The organism is Parvibaculum sp. (assembly GCF_035325945.1).
Lineage (GTDB): Bacteria > Pseudomonadota > Alphaproteobacteria > Parvibaculales > Parvibaculaceae > Parvibaculum.
The window spans coordinates 68,191-83,312 of sequence record NZ_DAOKYX010000007.1 but is presented as its reverse complement, the minus strand read 5'-3'; the positions used below and the strand labels follow the sequence as shown (position 1 = coordinate 83,312).

General features: G+C 65.5%; 14 protein-coding genes. 6 read left to right on the top strand and 8 right to left on the bottom strand.

Features of this window, described 5'->3' with window-relative positions; all coding sequences use genetic code 11:
• Nucleotides 1-32 precede the first annotated feature (32 nt).
• The 4 genes from fabZ to lpxB are packed head-to-tail and all read left to right on the top strand — an operon-like array spanning nucleotide 33 to nucleotide 3,361.
• Nucleotides 33-512, top strand: coding sequence for a 3-hydroxyacyl-ACP dehydratase FabZ (gene fabZ / locus PKA57_RS05945; protein ID WP_324298495.1), 480 nt, complete (start codon nucleotides 33-35; stop codon nucleotides 510-512).
• Nucleotides 509-1,294 carry an acyl-ACP--UDP-N-acetylglucosamine O-acyltransferase gene (gene lpxA, locus PKA57_RS05940; protein ID WP_324298493.1) on the top strand — a complete coding sequence of 262 codons (786 nt, stop codon included), beginning with the start codon at nucleotides 509-511 and terminating at the stop codon, nucleotides 1,292-1,294. Before fabZ ends, lpxA begins: the two co-directional genes overlap by 4 nt.
• 25 nt (nucleotides 1,295-1,319) lie before the next feature.
• Nucleotides 1,320-2,186, top strand: a complete 867-nt coding sequence (lpxI, locus tag PKA57_RS05935) for a UDP-2,3-diacylglucosamine diphosphatase LpxI (RefSeq protein ID WP_324298491.1) — start codon at nucleotides 1,320-1,322, stop codon at nucleotides 2,184-2,186.
• On the top strand, nucleotides 2,183-3,361 hold the full coding sequence (gene lpxB / locus PKA57_RS05930) for a lipid-A-disaccharide synthase (protein ID WP_324298489.1): 1,179 nt from the start codon (nucleotides 2,183-2,185) through the stop codon (nucleotides 3,359-3,361). Before lpxI ends, lpxB begins: the two co-directional genes overlap by 4 nt.
• A 47-nt stretch (nucleotides 3,362-3,408) precedes the next feature.
• Here lpxB and gltA read toward each other — a convergent pair whose 3' ends face one another.
• On the bottom strand, nucleotides 3,409-4,725 hold the full coding sequence (gltA, locus tag PKA57_RS05925) for a citrate synthase (protein ID WP_324298487.1): 1,317 nt from the start codon (nucleotides 4,723-4,725) through the stop codon (nucleotides 3,409-3,411).
• Between the two features lie 107 nt (nucleotides 4,726-4,832).
• Nucleotides 4,833-6,260 carry a glutamate--tRNA ligase gene (gene gltX, locus PKA57_RS05920; protein ID WP_324298485.1) on the bottom strand — a complete coding sequence of 476 codons (1,428 nt, stop codon included), beginning with the start codon at nucleotides 6,258-6,260 and terminating at the stop codon, nucleotides 4,833-4,835.
• Nucleotides 6,261-6,496: 236 nt separating this feature from the next.
• On the opposite strand from gltX, the gene PKA57_RS05915 reads away from it, so the two are divergent.
• Nucleotides 6,497-8,686, top strand: coding sequence for a ComEC/Rec2 family competence protein (locus PKA57_RS05915; RefSeq protein ID WP_324298483.1), 2,190 nt, complete (start codon nucleotides 6,497-6,499; stop codon nucleotides 8,684-8,686).
• On the opposite strand, the gene lexA is transcribed toward PKA57_RS05915, so the two are convergent.
• The 6 genes from lexA to PKA57_RS05885 form a co-directional block, all read right to left on the bottom strand.
• The gene (gene lexA / locus PKA57_RS05910; RefSeq protein WP_324298481.1) at nucleotides 8,680-9,390 is read right to left on the bottom strand and encodes a transcriptional repressor LexA; all 711 of its coding nucleotides are present in this window, start codon (nucleotides 9,388-9,390) and stop codon (nucleotides 8,680-8,682) included. The genes PKA57_RS05915 and lexA overlap by 7 nt on opposite strands.
• Nucleotides 9,391-9,636: 246 nt before the next feature.
• Nucleotides 9,637-10,851: a gephyrin-like molybdotransferase Glp gene (gene glp / locus PKA57_RS05905; RefSeq protein WP_324298479.1), complete on the bottom strand. Its 1,215-nt coding sequence runs from the start codon at nucleotides 10,849-10,851 to the stop codon at nucleotides 9,637-9,639.
• 2 nt (nucleotides 10,852-10,853) lie between these two features.
• Nucleotides 10,854-11,336 (bottom strand): cyclic pyranopterin monophosphate synthase MoaC, encoded by a 483-nt coding sequence (moaC, locus tag PKA57_RS05900; protein ID WP_324298477.1) that lies wholly within the window; start codon nucleotides 11,334-11,336, stop codon nucleotides 10,854-10,856.
• Nucleotides 11,337-11,489: 153 nt separating this feature from the next.
• Nucleotides 11,490-12,278, bottom strand: a complete 789-nt coding sequence (gene trpC, locus PKA57_RS05895) for an indole-3-glycerol phosphate synthase TrpC (protein ID WP_324298474.1) — start codon at nucleotides 12,276-12,278, stop codon at nucleotides 11,490-11,492.
• Nucleotides 12,271-13,311: an anthranilate phosphoribosyltransferase gene (gene trpD / locus PKA57_RS05890; protein WP_324298472.1), complete on the bottom strand. Its 1,041-nt coding sequence runs from the start codon at nucleotides 13,309-13,311 to the stop codon at nucleotides 12,271-12,273. The genes trpC and trpD overlap by 8 nt, the downstream gene beginning before the upstream one ends.
• A 15-nt stretch (nucleotides 13,312-13,326) precedes the next feature.
• Nucleotides 13,327-13,920, bottom strand: coding sequence for an aminodeoxychorismate/anthranilate synthase component II (locus tag PKA57_RS05885; protein WP_324298470.1), 594 nt, complete (start codon nucleotides 13,918-13,920; stop codon nucleotides 13,327-13,329).
• 170 nt (nucleotides 13,921-14,090) lie between these two features.
• Here PKA57_RS05885 and PKA57_RS05880 point away from each other — a divergent pair, with 170 nt between their 5' ends.
• The gene (locus PKA57_RS05880; protein WP_324298468.1) at nucleotides 14,091-15,122 is read left to right on the top strand and encodes a divergent polysaccharide deacetylase family protein; all 1,032 of its coding nucleotides are present in this window, start codon (nucleotides 14,091-14,093) and stop codon (nucleotides 15,120-15,122) included.

The window sequence follows — 15,122 nt, the reverse complement described above, 5'->3', positions numbered from 1 at the left end:
GCGGCGGCGGCCGCACGAGAGAGGGCTACAGGATGAATGAGGCTGAAGCGGCGGAAAAGCTTGGCAGCGCGGACATCAAGCGGGTGATGGAGCTTCTCCCGCATCGCTACCCGATGCTGATGATCGACCGGATCGTCGAGATGCGCGGGAGCGAGTCGGCTATCGGCATCAAGAATGTGTCCGTCAACGAACCGTTCTTTCAGGGGCACTTCCCGGGGCATCCGGTGATGCCCGGCGTGCTCATCGTCGAGGCGATGGCGCAGACGGCGGGCGCGCTCGTGCTGAGCAGCCTTGGCGACAAGGCGGCGGGCAAGATCGTCTATTTCATGACGATCGACCGGGCGCGGTTCCGCAAGCCGGTCCTGCCGGGCGACGTGCTGAAGGTTCATGTCACGCGGATTCACAACCGGGGCCCGGTCTGGAAGTTCAATGGCGAGGCGAAGGTCGATGGCCTGCTTGCGGCCGAAGCCGATTTCAGCGCGATGATCGTCGACCAGGCGGACAAGGCATGACGGATATTCATCCGACAGCCATCGTCGATCCGAAGGCGGAACTCGGCTCGGGCGTGAAGATCGGCCCCTACAGCATCGTGGGGCCGGATGTGAAGCTTGGCGACAATGTCACGCTGCATTCCCATGTCGTGATCGCGGGGCGGACGACGATGGGGCCGCGCAACGAGGTCTATCCCTTCGCGTCGATCGGCCAGCCGCCGCAGGACCTCAAATATCGCGGCGAGCCGAGCACGCTCGAAATCGGCAGCGACAATCTCATCCGCGAATATGTGACCATGAACATGGGCACGGAAGGCGGCGGCATGGTGACCCGCGTCGGCAGCCATTGCACCTTCCTAGCGAGCGCGCATGTAGGGCATGACTGTCAGATCGGCGACCATGTCATCTTTTCCAATGCGACTCTGCTCGCCGGACATTGCCACGTCGAGGACTTCGTGATCTTCGGCGGCGGCTCCGCCGTTCATCAGTTCGTTCGCATCGGGCGGCATGCCTTTGTCGGCGGCGCGAGCGCGGTCGAGAGCGACATCATTCCTTTCGGCCTCGTCGTCGGCAATCGCGCACATCTCATGGGGCTCAATCTCGTCGGCCTGAAACGGCGCGGCTTTACGCGCGAGCAGATCAGCTCGCTGCGCGATGCCTATGGCCAGATCTTTGCGCCCGAAGGCGCGCTTCGCGATCGTGTCGCGGCCGTCAAGGAACGCTTCGAGGGCAATGCCGAGGTGATGGAGATCGTGAACTTCATCCAGGCCGGGTCCGACAGGCCGCTTTGCCTGCCGCGCTAGCCACGGGCGAGCCGAGGCACGTCGCATGAGTTCATCCGCCTCCAGACCCCGCAAGCTCGGCATCGCCGCAGGCGGCGGACCGCTGCCTCTCGCGGTGGCCGATGCGGCGCGGGCCGCGGGCCGCGATGTCTTCATCGTCGGAGTCAGGGGCGCCGCGGGACCGGACATCGCGCGCTATCCGCATGGCTGGGTCCGTGTCGGGGCCATGGGACGCTTTCTCAAGCTTTTCAAGCAGGCGGGCTGCGAGGACATCGTCATCATCGGCCCGATGAACAGGCCGCGGCTCGCTGATATCGTTCCGGACTTCAGGGGATTGCTTCTCCTTCCGCGCTTCATCCGGCGGCTCAAGACCGGCGACGATGCGCTGCTGCGCGGCGTCGTGGAATTTCTCGAGGAAAATGGCCTCAAGGTCGTAGGCGTGGAGACGTTTCTGCCGCAGCTTCTCGCGCGGGAAGGGCTGCTCACCATCCGCGCCCCCAGCGCCTCGCAGGAGAAGGACATAGACATTGCGATCGCCGCCGCCCGCGATCTCGGCGCGCGCGATGCCGGCCAGGGCGCGGTCGCGCGCAAGGGCGAAATCATCGCGCTCGAAGATGTGAGAGGAACCGACGTCATGCTGGCTCAGCTTGCCGCCGTGCGTGCGCCTGGCGATCTGGAGCGCGACGGCGTGCTCGTGAAACTGCCGAAGCCCGAACAGGAGCGCAGGGTGGACAGGCCAACCATCGGTATACGGACGGTCGAAAACGCTGCCGCCGCCGGTCTTGCCGGGATCGCCGTCGAGGCCGATGGCGCGATCGTCAACGATGCGGACGACGTCGTGCGCCGCGCCAACGAACTTGGACTTTTCGTTCTGGGCTTTCCGCATAGCCGCACGATTGGGCCGAAATCGTGAGTGGCGAGACGCGCGTCCCTCACATCATGCTGGTGGCCGGCGAGCCCTCGGGCGATGCGCTTGGCGGCGAGCTGATGGAGGCGCTGAAGGAGCTTACCGGAGGCCGTGTTCGCATCACCGGCGCGGGCGGACCGAACATGATCGCCCAAGGCCTTTCATCCATATTTCCCATGTCTGACACATCGGTGATGGGCCCGCGCGAAGTCATTCCACGCCTGCCACTCATCTTGCAGCGCATGCGCGAGACGGCGGACTTCGCCGTGCGGGAGCGGCCCGACGTGCTCGTCATCATCGACAGCCCCGATTTCACGCATATGGTGGCGAAGCGCGTGGCGAAGCGCGCGCCCGATATTCCGATTGCGAATTATGTGGCGCCGAGCGTCTGGGCCTGGCGGCGCGGCCGTGCGCGGGCCATGGCTCGCTATATCAAGCGCGTGCTCGCGCTTCTGCCCTTCGAGCCGGACTTCTTCCGCGCGGAAGCCAATCTCGATTGCGTCTATGTCGGGCATCCCGCGATCGAGCGCCTGCCGGAGCCGGGCTCCGGCCTCGAATTCCGCAAGAAGCGCGGCATCGCGCCGGATGCGCCTCTGCTTCTGCTCCTGCCCGGCAGCCGCACCAATGAAGTGAAGCGCCTCGTCAGCGTGTTCGGCGAGACGGCCGCCTTGCTCGCCGCCGAAATTCCGGGCCTCAAGCTCGTTCTCCCCACGGTGCCGCATGTGCGCCACCTCGTCGAGGAGGCCGTGAAGGGCTGGAGAGTTCCGGTCGAACTCGTCGAAGGAGAGGCGGAGAAGCGCGCGGCATTCGATGCGGCGACGGCGGCGCTCGCCGCCTCGGGCACCGTGTCGCTCGAACTGGGGCTCGCCCGCGTGCCGATGGTCGTTGCCTACAAGATCGATCCGGTCGCGGCCTGGGCCGTTTCGGGGCTCCTTCAGGTGCCCTCGGTCGTCATCGTGAACCTCATTCTCGATCGTCCGGCCGTGCGCGAGTTTCTGCAATTCGCAGCGAAGCCCAAGGCGCTTGCCGACACCTTGCGCCCCTTGCTGCAAGACACGCCGCAAAGAGCGCGCGCGCTCGCGGATCTCGAGGATCTCCGCCATGTCATGGGCGTGGGTGGCGACAGGCCGAGCCTGCGCGCAGCGCGCGCCGTACTCGAGATGCTTCCCCCGCAAAAATAAAAGAGGCGCCGCAAGGCGCCTCTTTCTTGTCTCGAAAGTTCCCGGTCTTACTTGCGCTTGTCGAGCGCGACATAGTCGCGACGCGGCGCGCCCGTATAGAGCTGGCGCGGACGGCCGATGCGCTGATCCGGGTCCTCGATCATCTCGTTCCACTGCGCGACCCAGCCGACCGTGCGGGCGAGCGCGAAGAGAACGGTGAACATCGTCGTCGGGAAGCCCATCGCCTTCAGCGTGATGCCGGAATAGAAGTCGATATTCGGATAGAGCTTCTTTTCGATGAAGTACTCGTCATTGAGCGCGATCCGCTCCAGTTCGATGGCGACATCGAGCAGCGGGTCGTCCTTGATGCCGAGAACCTGCAACACCTCGTGGCAGGTCTTCTGCATCACGCGGGCGCGCGGATCGTAATTCTTGTAGACGCGATGGCCGAAGCCCATCAGACGGAACGGATCGTTCTTGTCCTTGGCGCGGGCGATGAATTCCGGGATGCGATCAACCGTGCCGATCTCGGAGAGCATGTTGAGCGCCGCTTCGTTGGCGCCGCCATGTGCCGGGCCCCAGAGGCAGGCGATACCGGCCGCGATACAGGCGAAGGGGTTGGCGCCCGAAGAGCCGGCGAGGCGGACCGTCGAGGTCGAGGCGTTCTGCTCGTGATCGGCATGGAGAATGAAGATGCGGTCCATGGCGCGGGCGAGGATCGGATCGACCTTGTATTCCTCGGCCGGAACCGAGAAGCACATGTGGAGGAAGTTTTCGGCATAGCCGAGGCTGTTGCGCGGATAGACGACGGGCTGGCCCAGCGAATATTTGTAGGCCATGGCGGCGAGCGTCGGGATCTTCGCGATCAGGCGGCGGCTCGCGATCATGCGCTGCATCGGATCGTTGATGTCGGTCGAGTCGTGATAGAAGGCCGACAGGGCGCCGACCATGCCGCACATGACCGCCATGGGATGCGCGTCGCGACGGAAGCCGCGCAGGAAGAACTGCATCTGCTCATGAACCATGGTGTGGTTCGTGATGGCGCGGTCGAACTCCTTGAATTCGTCCGGCTTCGGCAGTTCGCCGTTGAGCAGCAGATAGCAGGTCTCGAGGAAGTTGCCGTGCTCGGCGAGCTGCTCGATCGGATAGCCGCGATAAAGGAGAACGCCTTCCTCGCCGTCGATATAGGTGATTTTCGACTCGCAGCTTGCGGTCGAGGTGAAGCCCGGGTCGTAGGTGAAGTGCCCCGTCTGCCCGTAGAGCTTCGAGATGTCGATCACGCTCGGGCCGATCGAGCCTTCAAAAAGGGGAAGGTCGAAGTTCTTTGCATCGACGGAAAGCGTTGCGGTGGACTTCGCGCCAGCTTGGGTTCCAACTTTTGTCATGCTTCCCTGCCTGTGTCCTTTGCTGGTTTGCCGGATCGCTCTTTTGTTTGCGATCCGATCCGGCGATTGTTGAACATTCTATAGGGCGATCTCGCCTCGGGCGAGGGCTACACCGCTTGATCCTTGATACGTCCGAGCGACTCTTCGCGGCCGAGCGTCGTCAGCACGTCGAAGATAGGGGGTGAAACCGAGCTTCCCGTCAATGCGGCGCGTAGGGGCTGTGCCACTTTGCCGAGCTTGAGGTTCTCGGTGTCGGCGAAGGCGCGCACGTCGGCCTCGATGCTCTCGGCGCTCCAGTCCTGCCTCGCTTCGAGCAGCGCATGGAGCCGCTTGAGCAGCGCGCGCGCCTCGTCATTGAGGAGCTTGCGCGCATTGTCGTCGAGCGGAATGGGCCTCGCGGCACGCAGGAACTCGGCTCCCTTGCCGATCTCGATCAGCGTCTTCGCGCGCTCCTTGAGCCCCGGCATGGCCGCGATGAACTGCGCGCGGAAGGCTGGCTCCGCATTGTCGCCGTCTGATGCCCAGCCGCCGACACGCTGCATCAGCTCGATGGTCAGCTCCGCAAGCCGCGTGTCGTCCGCCTGGCGGATATAGTGTCCGTTGAGATTTTCGAGCTTCGCGAAATCGAAGCGCGAGGGCGAGCGGCCGATATGTTCGAGGTCGAACCATTCGATGGCCTGCTCGGTCGAGAAGATCTCGTCGTCGCCATGGCTCCAGCCGAGCCGGGCGAGATAGTTGCGCATCGCCTCTGGCAGATAGCCCATGTCGCGATAGGCATCGACGCCGAGAGCGCCATGACGCTTGGAAAGCTTTGCCCCGTCCGGTCCGTGAATGAGCGGCACATGCGCGAATTCCGGCACGTCCCAGCCCATCGCCTCGTAAATCTGGCTCTGGCGCCCGGCATTGGTCAGGTGATCGTCGCCACGGATGATATGGGTCACGCCCATGTCGTGATCGTCGACGACGACGGAGAGATTGTAGGTCGGCGTGCCATCGCTGCGGACGATGATGAGGTCGTCGAGCTGCTCATTGGCGAAGCGCACATCGCCCATGACGTGATCGCGCACGATCGTCTCGCCCTCATTGGGCGACTTGAAGCGGATGACGGGCTTGACGCCGGCAGGCGCTTCGGAGGGATCGCGGTCGCGCCAGCGGCCGTCATAGCGGATAGGGCGGCCCTCGGCCTTCGCCTTCTCGCGCATTTCCTCGAGTTCCTGCGGGGAGGCGTAGCAGTAATAGGCCTTGCCGCGCCTCATCAATTCTTCCGCGACCTCGCGGTGGCGCGCCTGGCGCGCGAACTGGTGGGTGACGTCGCCATCCCAGTCGAGGCCGAGCCAGCGCAAGCCCTCGAAAATCGCCTCGATGGCGGCGTCGGTGGAGCGCTCCCGGTCGGTATCCTCGATCCGGAGCAGAAACGTTCCACCGTGCCGGCGCGCGAAGAGCCAGTTGAACAGCGCGGTGCGCCCGCCGCCAATGTGCAGAAAGCCCGTCGGCGAGGGGGCAAAGCGGGTTACGACTTTCTTCGGTTCCGTCATGATCTTCCATCGTCCCACCCATGTGCTTTGCCCGGACAGGCAGGCCCAATCAGGTAGGCAAGGCGAATAATTGTTGGCAAGCTCATATCCGGCAGCGCATAGCGACGCGCTCGGATCACAGCAGGGCAGGGGCTTTCTAGCACATCGCGGCAACGCAGGGTAAGCCCTGAAACGCGCGGGATTGTGCTGCCGTTCACGGCCTGTTCGGGGCCTTTTTCGGGGTGGAGGGGCAAGGTTTGGCGATTGCGACGGGCGGGGCTGCGGCGGGCGCCGATGCCCGGGCGGCCGGGGGGCCACCGGACGTCGACGCCGCCCGCGCGGCCTGGCATGGCCTCTCCCGCTCCTTCGCGGCCGAAAGCGACCGCTGGTTCCTGTGGACCCCTGTCCTCATGGGGCTCGGCATCGCGCTCTATTTCGCGCTCCCCGCCGAGCCGCCGCTCTGGCTCGCCTTCGCGGCGCTGGTGCTTGCCTCGGCCGTCTTTATCGCCACCTTCCGCCGCGCCGCCCTCGCCATCCCGGCGGCGGCGGTTCTTTGCATCGCGCTCGGCTTCACATTCGCCTGCCTGCGGAGCTGGAGCGTGGCGGCCCCCGTGCTCGAGCGCGCATGGAGCGGCGCGCTCGAAGGCCGCGTGGTCGAATCGCAACGGACGGACAGGGGCGCTCTCTCGCTGCTCGTTGCCCCGGTCTTCATGGAGCGGCTCGCGCCGGCCTCGCTTCCAGCCCGCATCCGCATCCAGCTCCGCATGAAAAGCGACGCCATCGAACCCGGCGAAACGATACGCCTCCGCGCAAGGCTGCTGCCGCCACCCGAGCCCGTTCAGCCGGGCGGCTTCGACTATGCGCGGCAGGTGTGGTTCGAGAGAATTGGCGGCGTCGGCTTCGCCTTCACCAAGCCGGAGCGGATCGCGCCCGCGCCGAACGATGCGGCGACGGCGCTCGCCCGCTTGCGGCACCGCATCACCATGCGCGTGCAAACCGCGATCGGTGGCGCGGCGGGCCCGGTTGCCGCCGCCCTCATCACCGGCGAGCAGCGCGCCATTCCGAAATGGGCGGCCGAAGATCTCCGCAATGCTGGCCTCGCCCATGTGCTCTCGATCTCGGGCCTGCACATGGCGCTTTTCGGCGGCTCGCTCTTCTGGCTCGTGCGCGCCTGTTTCGCGGCGGTGCCGGCAATCGCGCTGCGCTTTCCAATCAAGAAGTGGGGCGCTGCGGCAGCTCTCCTCGGTTCGACCGCCTATCTCATGATTTCAGGCGCAGAGGTCGCGACGCAGCGCTCCTGGATCATGATTTCACTGATGTTCCTGGCGATCCTCTTCGATCGCCCGGCGCTCAGCATGCGAAACGTCGCGCTGGCGGCGCTCATCGTGCTCGTCTGGCGGCCGGAAAGCCTTCTCGGTGCGAGTTTCCAGATGTCGTTTTCCGCCGTCGTCGCCCTCATCGCGTTCTACGAAACTCCGTTTGCCCAGCGTCTTCTCGCGGCGATGCGCGAGGGACCGGAGGGTGTGGTCGCCACCTTCTTCCGCTTCGCCGCGAACCATGTCGCCGGCATCCTGCTCACGACGACGGTTGCCGGATTTGCGACCGGGGCCTATGCGGCATTTCATTTCGACCGGATCGCCCTTTACGGCATGGCGGGCAATATGGGCGCGCTGCCGATAGTGAGCGCCATCGTCATGCCCATGGCGCTCGTCGCCCTCATTCTCATGCCTCTGGGGCTCGACGGCCCGGCTCTCTGGCTCATGGGCCAGGGCATCGATGCGATGCTTTGGGTCGCCCATCAGGTTGCCGGTTGGGAAGGGGCGGACCGTCTCGTCGCTGCCGCGCCCATGGCCTCGCTGGGATTGTTGACCTTTGGCGGTTTGTGGCTCGCCCTCTGGTGCGGCCGCTGGCGCTATCTCGGCGTGGCGCCGGTTCTCCTGAGCCTCGCCATGTGGACGAGCGGCGCGCGACCTGACGTGCTGATCGACCGCGAGGGCGCGCTTGCCGCCATTCGCATGGCGGATGGCCGCCTCGCGCTCACCTCCGCGCGGGCGTCCTACGCCGCCGGGCAGTGGCTGCGCCGCGATGGCGATCCGCGCAAACCTGCCGAGGCGAAAGCGGACTTTCTTCGCTGCGATGCGCTGGGATGTCTGTGGCGGGAGGAGGGAAGGCCGGTCATCGCGCTACCAGCCACCCATGATGCGCTTACGGAGGATTGCGAGACGGCGCAGATCGTCATCGCCCGCTTCGGAGTTCCCTGGCGCTTGAGGAAGCAGTGCCGCGCGCCGACGCTCATCGACCGCTTCGATCTCTGGCGAGGCGGCGCCATCGCGCTTTACTACGGGAATGATGGGGCAGTGCGGATCGAGACCGCGCGCGAGAGCAGGGGCGCGCGCCCTTGGGTTCAGCGCCAGCCCAAACCCGCCGGCGAGGCGAGGGATCAGTAGCGGCGCAGCAGGCCGACGAGCTTGCCCTGCACCTTGACCCGGTCGGGGCCGAAGATGCGCGTTTCATATGCAGGGTTCGCGGCTTCGAGCGCGATCGAGTCGCCCTTGCGGCGCAACCGCTTCAGCGTCGCCTCGATATTGTCGACGAGCGCCACGACGATGTCGCCGCTATTGGCGGTGTCGCAACGCTGGATGAGCACCGTATCGCCATCGAGAATACCGGCGTCGATCATCGAGTCGCCCTTGACCTCGAGCGCATAATGCTCGCCCGTGCCGAGAAGCGAGATCGGCACGCTGACCTGATGGCTCTCCTCCTGCAGCGCCTCGATGGGCGTGCCGGCCGCGATGCGGCCCATGACGGAAAGGGTGATCGTATTTTCGGGCTGATTGGCAGGCTGAAGGTCGCGGCTGAGCGCCTTGCCGCGGCTGCCCTCGATGACGCTCGGCGAGAAACCCTTGGCGCGCGAAACGGCAAGGCTGGGGGAGGCCGATTCGGGCAGCTTGAGGATTTCGAGTGCGCGGGCCCGGTGGGGGAGACGGCGGATGAAGCCCCGCTCCTCGAGCGCGGTGATGAGGCGATGGATGCCCGACTTCGACCGCAGGTCGAGAGCTTCCTTCATCTCGTCGAAGCTCGGAGAAACGCCTCCCTCCTTGATACGCTCATGAATGAACATCAGGAGTTCGTGCTGTTTCCGCGTGAGCATGCTTTCCGGCCCCAAATATGGAACAAACCATAAACCTCGCCACAGGTTCTAGTTTGGTTCACGTCTGACGTCAAGCACTTCTGTGGATAATTTGGAAATTCGAGAGCGGGCGCCAGGGCTTTGGTGCCATGCCCATAGCGTCCGAGGGCGACGCCCATAACAGTGTTCACGGCGAGGCGGCTGCCCGGCGCTCATTGCCCACCCCCCTGAGCAGGGGCAGGGGCAACATGGCAGGCCGCGTCACCCTCAGGCTCGCAACGGCATCACCCGCACGATCTCGCCTGCTTCGGCCGCTGGCGTGTGCGGCGGCCGGATAACGAGGCAATCTGCCGACGAGAGCACCGACAGCATGGAGCTGTCCTGCGTCTCGAAAGGGATGACGAGGGGCAGTTCGTCGGGCCGAAGTTCGAGCCGCGCTCTCAGATAGTCTTCACGCTGATCGTTTTCGGCGAGCCCGGCGCCGAGCCGTGCAAGCGCTGTGCGGGGCGAAGTATCGCCGCCGCCCTCGAGCTTCGTGATGGCCGGCACGAGGAAGATGAGAGCGCAGACCAGCGCGGAAACCGGGTTGCCCGGCAGGCCGAGCATCGGAATGTCGCGGTAGCGGCCGAACATCAGCGGCTTGCCGGGGCGCATGGCGATACGCCAGAAGTCGATTGAGAGCCCGTCTTCAGCGAGCGCCGCCTGCACGAGATCGTGCTCGCCGACGGACGCGCCGCCGAGCGTCACCAGCATGTCGGCTTCGGCGGCGCGATGAGCGGCGATGCGGATGGCGTCGCGCCGGTCGGGCACGATGCCGAGATCGAGAGGGACGCCGCCCGCCTCCGCGATGAGCGCGGCAAGCCCGTCATTGTTGGCGGAAACGATCTGTCCGGGTCCGACGGGTTCGCCCGGGCGCACAAGCTCGTCGCCGGTCGAGAAGAAAGCGATGCGCGGCGCGCGATGGACGCTGACGACTGGCACGTTCATGGCGGCCGCCAGCGCAATATCGGCGGGCGAAAGCCTGCGGCCGCGGCCGAGGCCCGTCGTGCCTTCCGTGAAGTCGAGGCCCGCGCGCCTCACATGGCGGCCCGCCGCCGCGCCCTGGCGGATGATGACGAAGTCGCCATATCGCTCCGTGTTTTCCTGAATGACGATGGTGTCGGCGCCTTCGGGGAGCGGCGCTCCGGTGAAGATCCGCACTGCCTCGCCACTGCCCACCGCGCTGCCAAAGGCGCGCCCCGCCGGCGCTTCGCCGATGACGCGGAGACGCGCGGGAACGCTCGCCACATCCTCGGCGCGCACCGCATAGCCATCCATGGCTGAGAGATCGGCGGGCGGTTGTGTGCGCTGCGCGATAACGTCCTCGGCGAGAATGCGGCCATGCGCCTCGGCGAGCGCGACCCGCTCGGGCGCGGTCGGCTCAATGGCCGCGAGAATACGCCCGCGCGCCTCCGCCACCGGAATGAGCGGCTCTCGCGTCATTGTCACTTCGCCTCATAGGTGCCGGATTTTCCCCCGGACTTGTGCGTGAGCCGAATGTCGGTGATCCGCATCGAACGATCGACTGCCTTCGCCATATCGTAGAGCGTGAGGCAGGCGACGCTCACCGCCGTCAGCGCCTCCATCTCGACGCCGGTCTGTCCAGCCACCTTCACCGTCGCCTCGATGTCGATGCAGCCCGCCTCCGTGTCCGGCGTCAGGTCCACCGACACTTTTGAAATCGCGAGCGGATGGCAAAGCGGGATGAGATCGGCGGTCTTCTTCGCGGCCATGATGCCGGCGAGGCGCGCGATCTCAAGCGCGTTTCCCTTGGCAAGTCCGCCGCCGGTGACGAGCTTCAGCGTTTCGGCGTCCATGACGACGCGGCCCTTCGCCGTCGCCTCCCGCGCCGTTACGGGCTTGGCGGATACGTCCACCATGCTGGCGGCGCCGCGCTCGTCGAGATGGGTGAGTGATTTCTTCGCCACGGGCCCTGCCTCAATTCATTCCGCATGAAGACCGGCTTTGCGGGTCATGCCGACCATGGAAGCATGCAGCACATTCATATCCGCCGTCCACCGGCCGTGTGAGGGGGCGAAGCTGCATTGCATCGTGCGGGGCAGGGCAGAGCCCTGCAAGGATCAGGAAAGAAGCGTGCGCGTCGCTGCTTCCACATCCTGCTGCCGCATCAGGCTTTCGCCGACGAGGAAGGCAAGCACGCCGGACCTTGCCAGACGCGCGAGATCGGCAGGCGTGAAAATGCCACTCTCGCCGATGACGAGCCGTCCCTTCGGCACGAGCGGGGCGAGCCGTTCGGTCGTCGCCAGCGTCGTCTCGAAGGTCTTGAGGTTGCGGTTGTTGATGCCGATGAGCGGGCTCTTCAGCGCCAGCGCGCGCTCAAGCTCGCTTTCGTCATGCACTTCGATGACCGCATCCATGCCCCAGTCGAAAGCGGTGGCTTCAAGCTCGCGCGCCTGCGCGTCCGAAACCGACGCCATGATGATGAGAATGCAATCGGCGCCCATCGCGCGCGCTTCAGCGACCTGATAGGGGTCGTACATGAAATCCTTGCGGATGACGGGAAGCGAAACCGCCGCGCGCGCCTGCCGCAAATAGTCGGCGCTGCCCTGAAAGGAAGGCGTGTCGGTGAGAACGGAGAGGCAGGCGGCGCCGCCGCGCTCATAGGCGCGCGCAAGAGCGGCCGGGTCGAAATCGGCGCGGATGAGGCCCTTGGAGGGACTTGCCTTCTTGATCTCGGCGATCAGTGCATATTGCTTCGCCTCGACCTTGCGCGAGAGCGCGGCCGCAAATCCGCGCACGGCGGGCGCGGCGCGCGCTTCGCGCTCCACATCGCCGAAGGAGACGGCCTGCTTCGCCGCCGCAATTTCCTCGAGCTTGTAGGTTCGGATTCGTTCGAGAATGTCAGTCATGCGCCGCCTCTACGCCCGAAAGCTGGCCATTGGAAACGGCGACGAGCCGCTGAAGAGCTTTCTTCGCAGCGCCGCTGTCAATGGCCCCGGCCGCGAGGCCCACGCCTTCTTTCAGTGTTTCCGCCTTTCCCGCCACGACGAGCCCCGCGGCGGCATTCAGAAGAACGATGTCCCGATAGGGGCCCTTCGTTCCGTCGAGCAATTGCCTGATCGCCTCCGCATTCTCCGCCGGTTCCCCGCCGCGCAGTTCGGCGAGCGTCGCTCGCGCGAGGCCGACTTCCTCAGGCGTCGTCTCGAATGTGCGGATCTTGCCGTCCTTGAGTTCCGCGACATAGGACGTGCCCGCCGTCGTGAACTCGTCGAGCCCGCCTCCATGAACGACCAGCGCGCGCTCCGAACCGAGGTTTCGCAGCGTCTCCGCGAAGGGCTCGACCCAGCGCGCCGCATAAACGCCGATCACATGCCGCTTCACGCCCGCAGGATTTGAAAGCGGGCCGAGCAGGTTGAAGATCGTCCGTGTGCCGAGTTCCGTGCGAACCGGCGCCACATGCTTCATCGCCGAGTGGTGCGCAGGCGCGAACATGAAGCCGATCCCGGCTTCAGCGATGCAGCGGCCGATCTCCTCCGGCGAAATGTCGAGCTTGACGCCAAGCGCGGTGAGCGCGTCCGCCGTGCCCGATTTGGAGGAGGCGGCGCGGTTTCCATGCTTTGCCACGGGCACGCCGAGCGCCGCGACGACGAGAGAGGTCGCAGTCGAAATATTGTAGGTCTGCGCGCCGTCGCCGCCCGTGCCGACGATGTCGATGGCATCGGAGGGTGCGGTCACCCGCAGCGCCTTCGCCCGCATGATCTGGGCGCCCGCCGTCAGTTCATCGACGCTCTCGCCGCGAACGCGCAGCGCCATCAGAAAAGCGCCCATCTGGGCGGGCGTCGCCGCGCCCGACATGATGGCCTCGAAAGCGCTTTCCGCATCGGCAGCGGAGAGTGGCAGGCCGTCCGCGGCCTTGGCGATCAGTGTCTTGAAATCCGGCATGGGTCCTCGATTACCTCACACAACCGCATGCGTTTTCACGCCCGCGATTTCGAGGAAGTTGCGCAGCAGGTCGTGGCCATGCTCGGTGGCGATACTCTCCGGGTGAAACTGAACGCCGTGAATGGGCAGTTCCCGGTGCTGCAGCCCCATGATCGTGCCGTCCGGCGAATGCGCGGTGATCTCGAGCACGGAGGGGAAGGTTTCAGGATCGATGGTCAGCGAGTGATAGCGCGTCGCCTGGAGGGGGCTCGGCAGATGCCTGAAGACGCCCTTGCCCGTGTGAAGCACCGCGTCGACCTTGCCATGCATCAGCTCCGGCGCGCGGATGATGCGCCCGCCAAAGGCCTGGCCGATGGCCTGATGGCCGAGGCAGACGCCGAGAAGGGGCACGCGCGCATCGGCCGCCGCCTTGATGAGATCGAGGCAGATGCCCGCCTTGTCCGGGTCGCAAGGGCCGGGCGAAATGACGATCGCCTCCGGGCGCTTGGACATGGCCTGTCCGACCGACAGCTTGTCGTTGCGATGCACCTCGGCATCCGCCCCAAGCTCGCCCAAAAAATGGACGAGGTTGTAGGTGAAGCTGTCATAATTATCGATCAGAAGCAGCATGGTTCGGCCTTTGGTCGGCGGGTCCGGGCCCGCCTTCATGAGCATCTTATAGGCTCGGGAACGGGGCCGGGGCAAGAATTGGAAGCCCTTGCGCGGCTTTGCCTTTCGGGGTCCGGCATGCTCGTATCGCGCCGCGTCGGCAATCCGTGGTCAGTGAGTCGTGGAATTTCATGCGGCAGTTCGATTTTGTCAGCTACTTCAAGGCCCTGGCGGCGAAACCGCAGTTTCGCCGCGACCTCCTGCTGGGCGCCGTGTCGCTCGCCCTCGGGCTGGCGCTTGCGAGCTACTGGATTGGCGAGAAGAAGCCCGAGCTGCCGGCAGGGCCGCCCGTGCCTAGCGCCAGCGAACAGGTGTCCGGGTCGGTGACGTCCGAGCCGGCAGAGCCGCCCCACGCCAATGAAACTGCCCCGGCGGAGGCGCCCGAAGCGGCCCACCTGCCCGAGGCGCCGAAAGCGGAAGAGCCCGCCGTCAAGGAAGGCGGCCTTCCGGCCTGGCGGCGCTATGCCGCGATCCCCGAAACGACGCCGCGCGAGCCCATGGTCGCCATCGTGCTCGACGATATGGGGCCGAACCGCAAGGGCACCGAGCGGGCGATGAAGCTCCCGGCAACTGTCACCTTCGCCTTCCTGCCTTATGCGCCGAACGTCGCGGAGCTTGTCAGGGCGGCGCGCGACAAGGGCCATGAAATTCTCGTCCATGTTCCGATGGAGCCCGTGGGCTCCGCCGATCCCGGCCCCCACGCGCTACGGCGCGCCCAGTCGCCCGAGGAGATCCGCGCCAATCTCGAATGGAACCTCAAGCAGTTCGAGGGCTATGTCGGCATCAACAATCACATGGGAAGCCGGTTCACCGCGAATGCCGAGGGCATGCGCATCGTCATGGAGGAGCTGAAGCCGCGCGGCCTCATGTTTCTCGATTCACGCACCATCGGCGGTTCGGAAGGTGGCAATGCGGCCCGCGCGGTCGGCGTCCCAGCTTTGACGCGCAATATTTTCCTCGATCACGACGAGGAAGGGGCGGAGGTCACCGCCGAACTCGGCAAGCTGGAAAAAATGGCGCGCGAGCGCGGCTATGCCATCGCGATCGGTCATCCTCATCCCGAGACGCTGCAAATTCTCGAAAAATGGATACCGGAAGCGGAGGCGAGAGGCATAAGCATTGTGCCGCTGACGGCGATCCTGCGCCGCCACGAAGCGAGCTGA

Excerpts from the sequence above, each read along its gene's own strand:
- PKA57_RS05880 (WP_324298468.1), top strand. The coding sequence starts at position 14,091 with ATGCGGCAGTTCGATTTTGTCAGCTACTTCAAGGCCCTGGCGGCGAAA.
- gltA (WP_324298487.1), bottom strand. The coding sequence starts at position 4,725 with ATGACAAAAGTTGGAACCCAAGCTGGCGCGAAGTCCACCGCAACGCTT.
- glp (WP_324298479.1), bottom strand. The coding sequence starts at position 10,851 with ATGACGCGAGAGCCGCTCATTCCGGTGGCGGAGGCGCGCGGGCGTATT.
- lpxA (WP_324298493.1), top strand. The coding sequence starts at position 509 with ATGACGGATATTCATCCGACAGCCATCGTCGATCCGAAGGCGGAACTC.
- fabZ (WP_324298495.1), top strand. The coding sequence starts at position 33 with ATGAATGAGGCTGAAGCGGCGGAAAAGCTTGGCAGCGCGGACATCAAG.
- lexA (WP_324298481.1), bottom strand. The coding sequence starts at position 9,390 with ATGCTCACGCGGAAACAGCACGAACTCCTGATGTTCATTCATGAGCGT.
- gltX (WP_324298485.1), bottom strand. The coding sequence starts at position 6,260 with ATGACGGAACCGAAGAAAGTCGTAACCCGCTTTGCCCCCTCGCCGACG.
- lpxI (WP_324298491.1), top strand. The coding sequence starts at position 1,320 with ATGAGTTCATCCGCCTCCAGACCCCGCAAGCTCGGCATCGCCGCAGGC.
- PKA57_RS05885 (WP_324298470.1), bottom strand. The coding sequence starts at position 13,920 with ATGCTGCTTCTGATCGATAATTATGACAGCTTCACCTACAACCTCGTC.
- trpC (WP_324298474.1), bottom strand. The coding sequence starts at position 12,278 with ATGACTGACATTCTCGAACGAATCCGAACCTACAAGCTCGAGGAAATT.
- trpD (WP_324298472.1), bottom strand. The coding sequence starts at position 13,311 with ATGCCGGATTTCAAGACACTGATCGCCAAGGCCGCGGACGGCCTGCCA.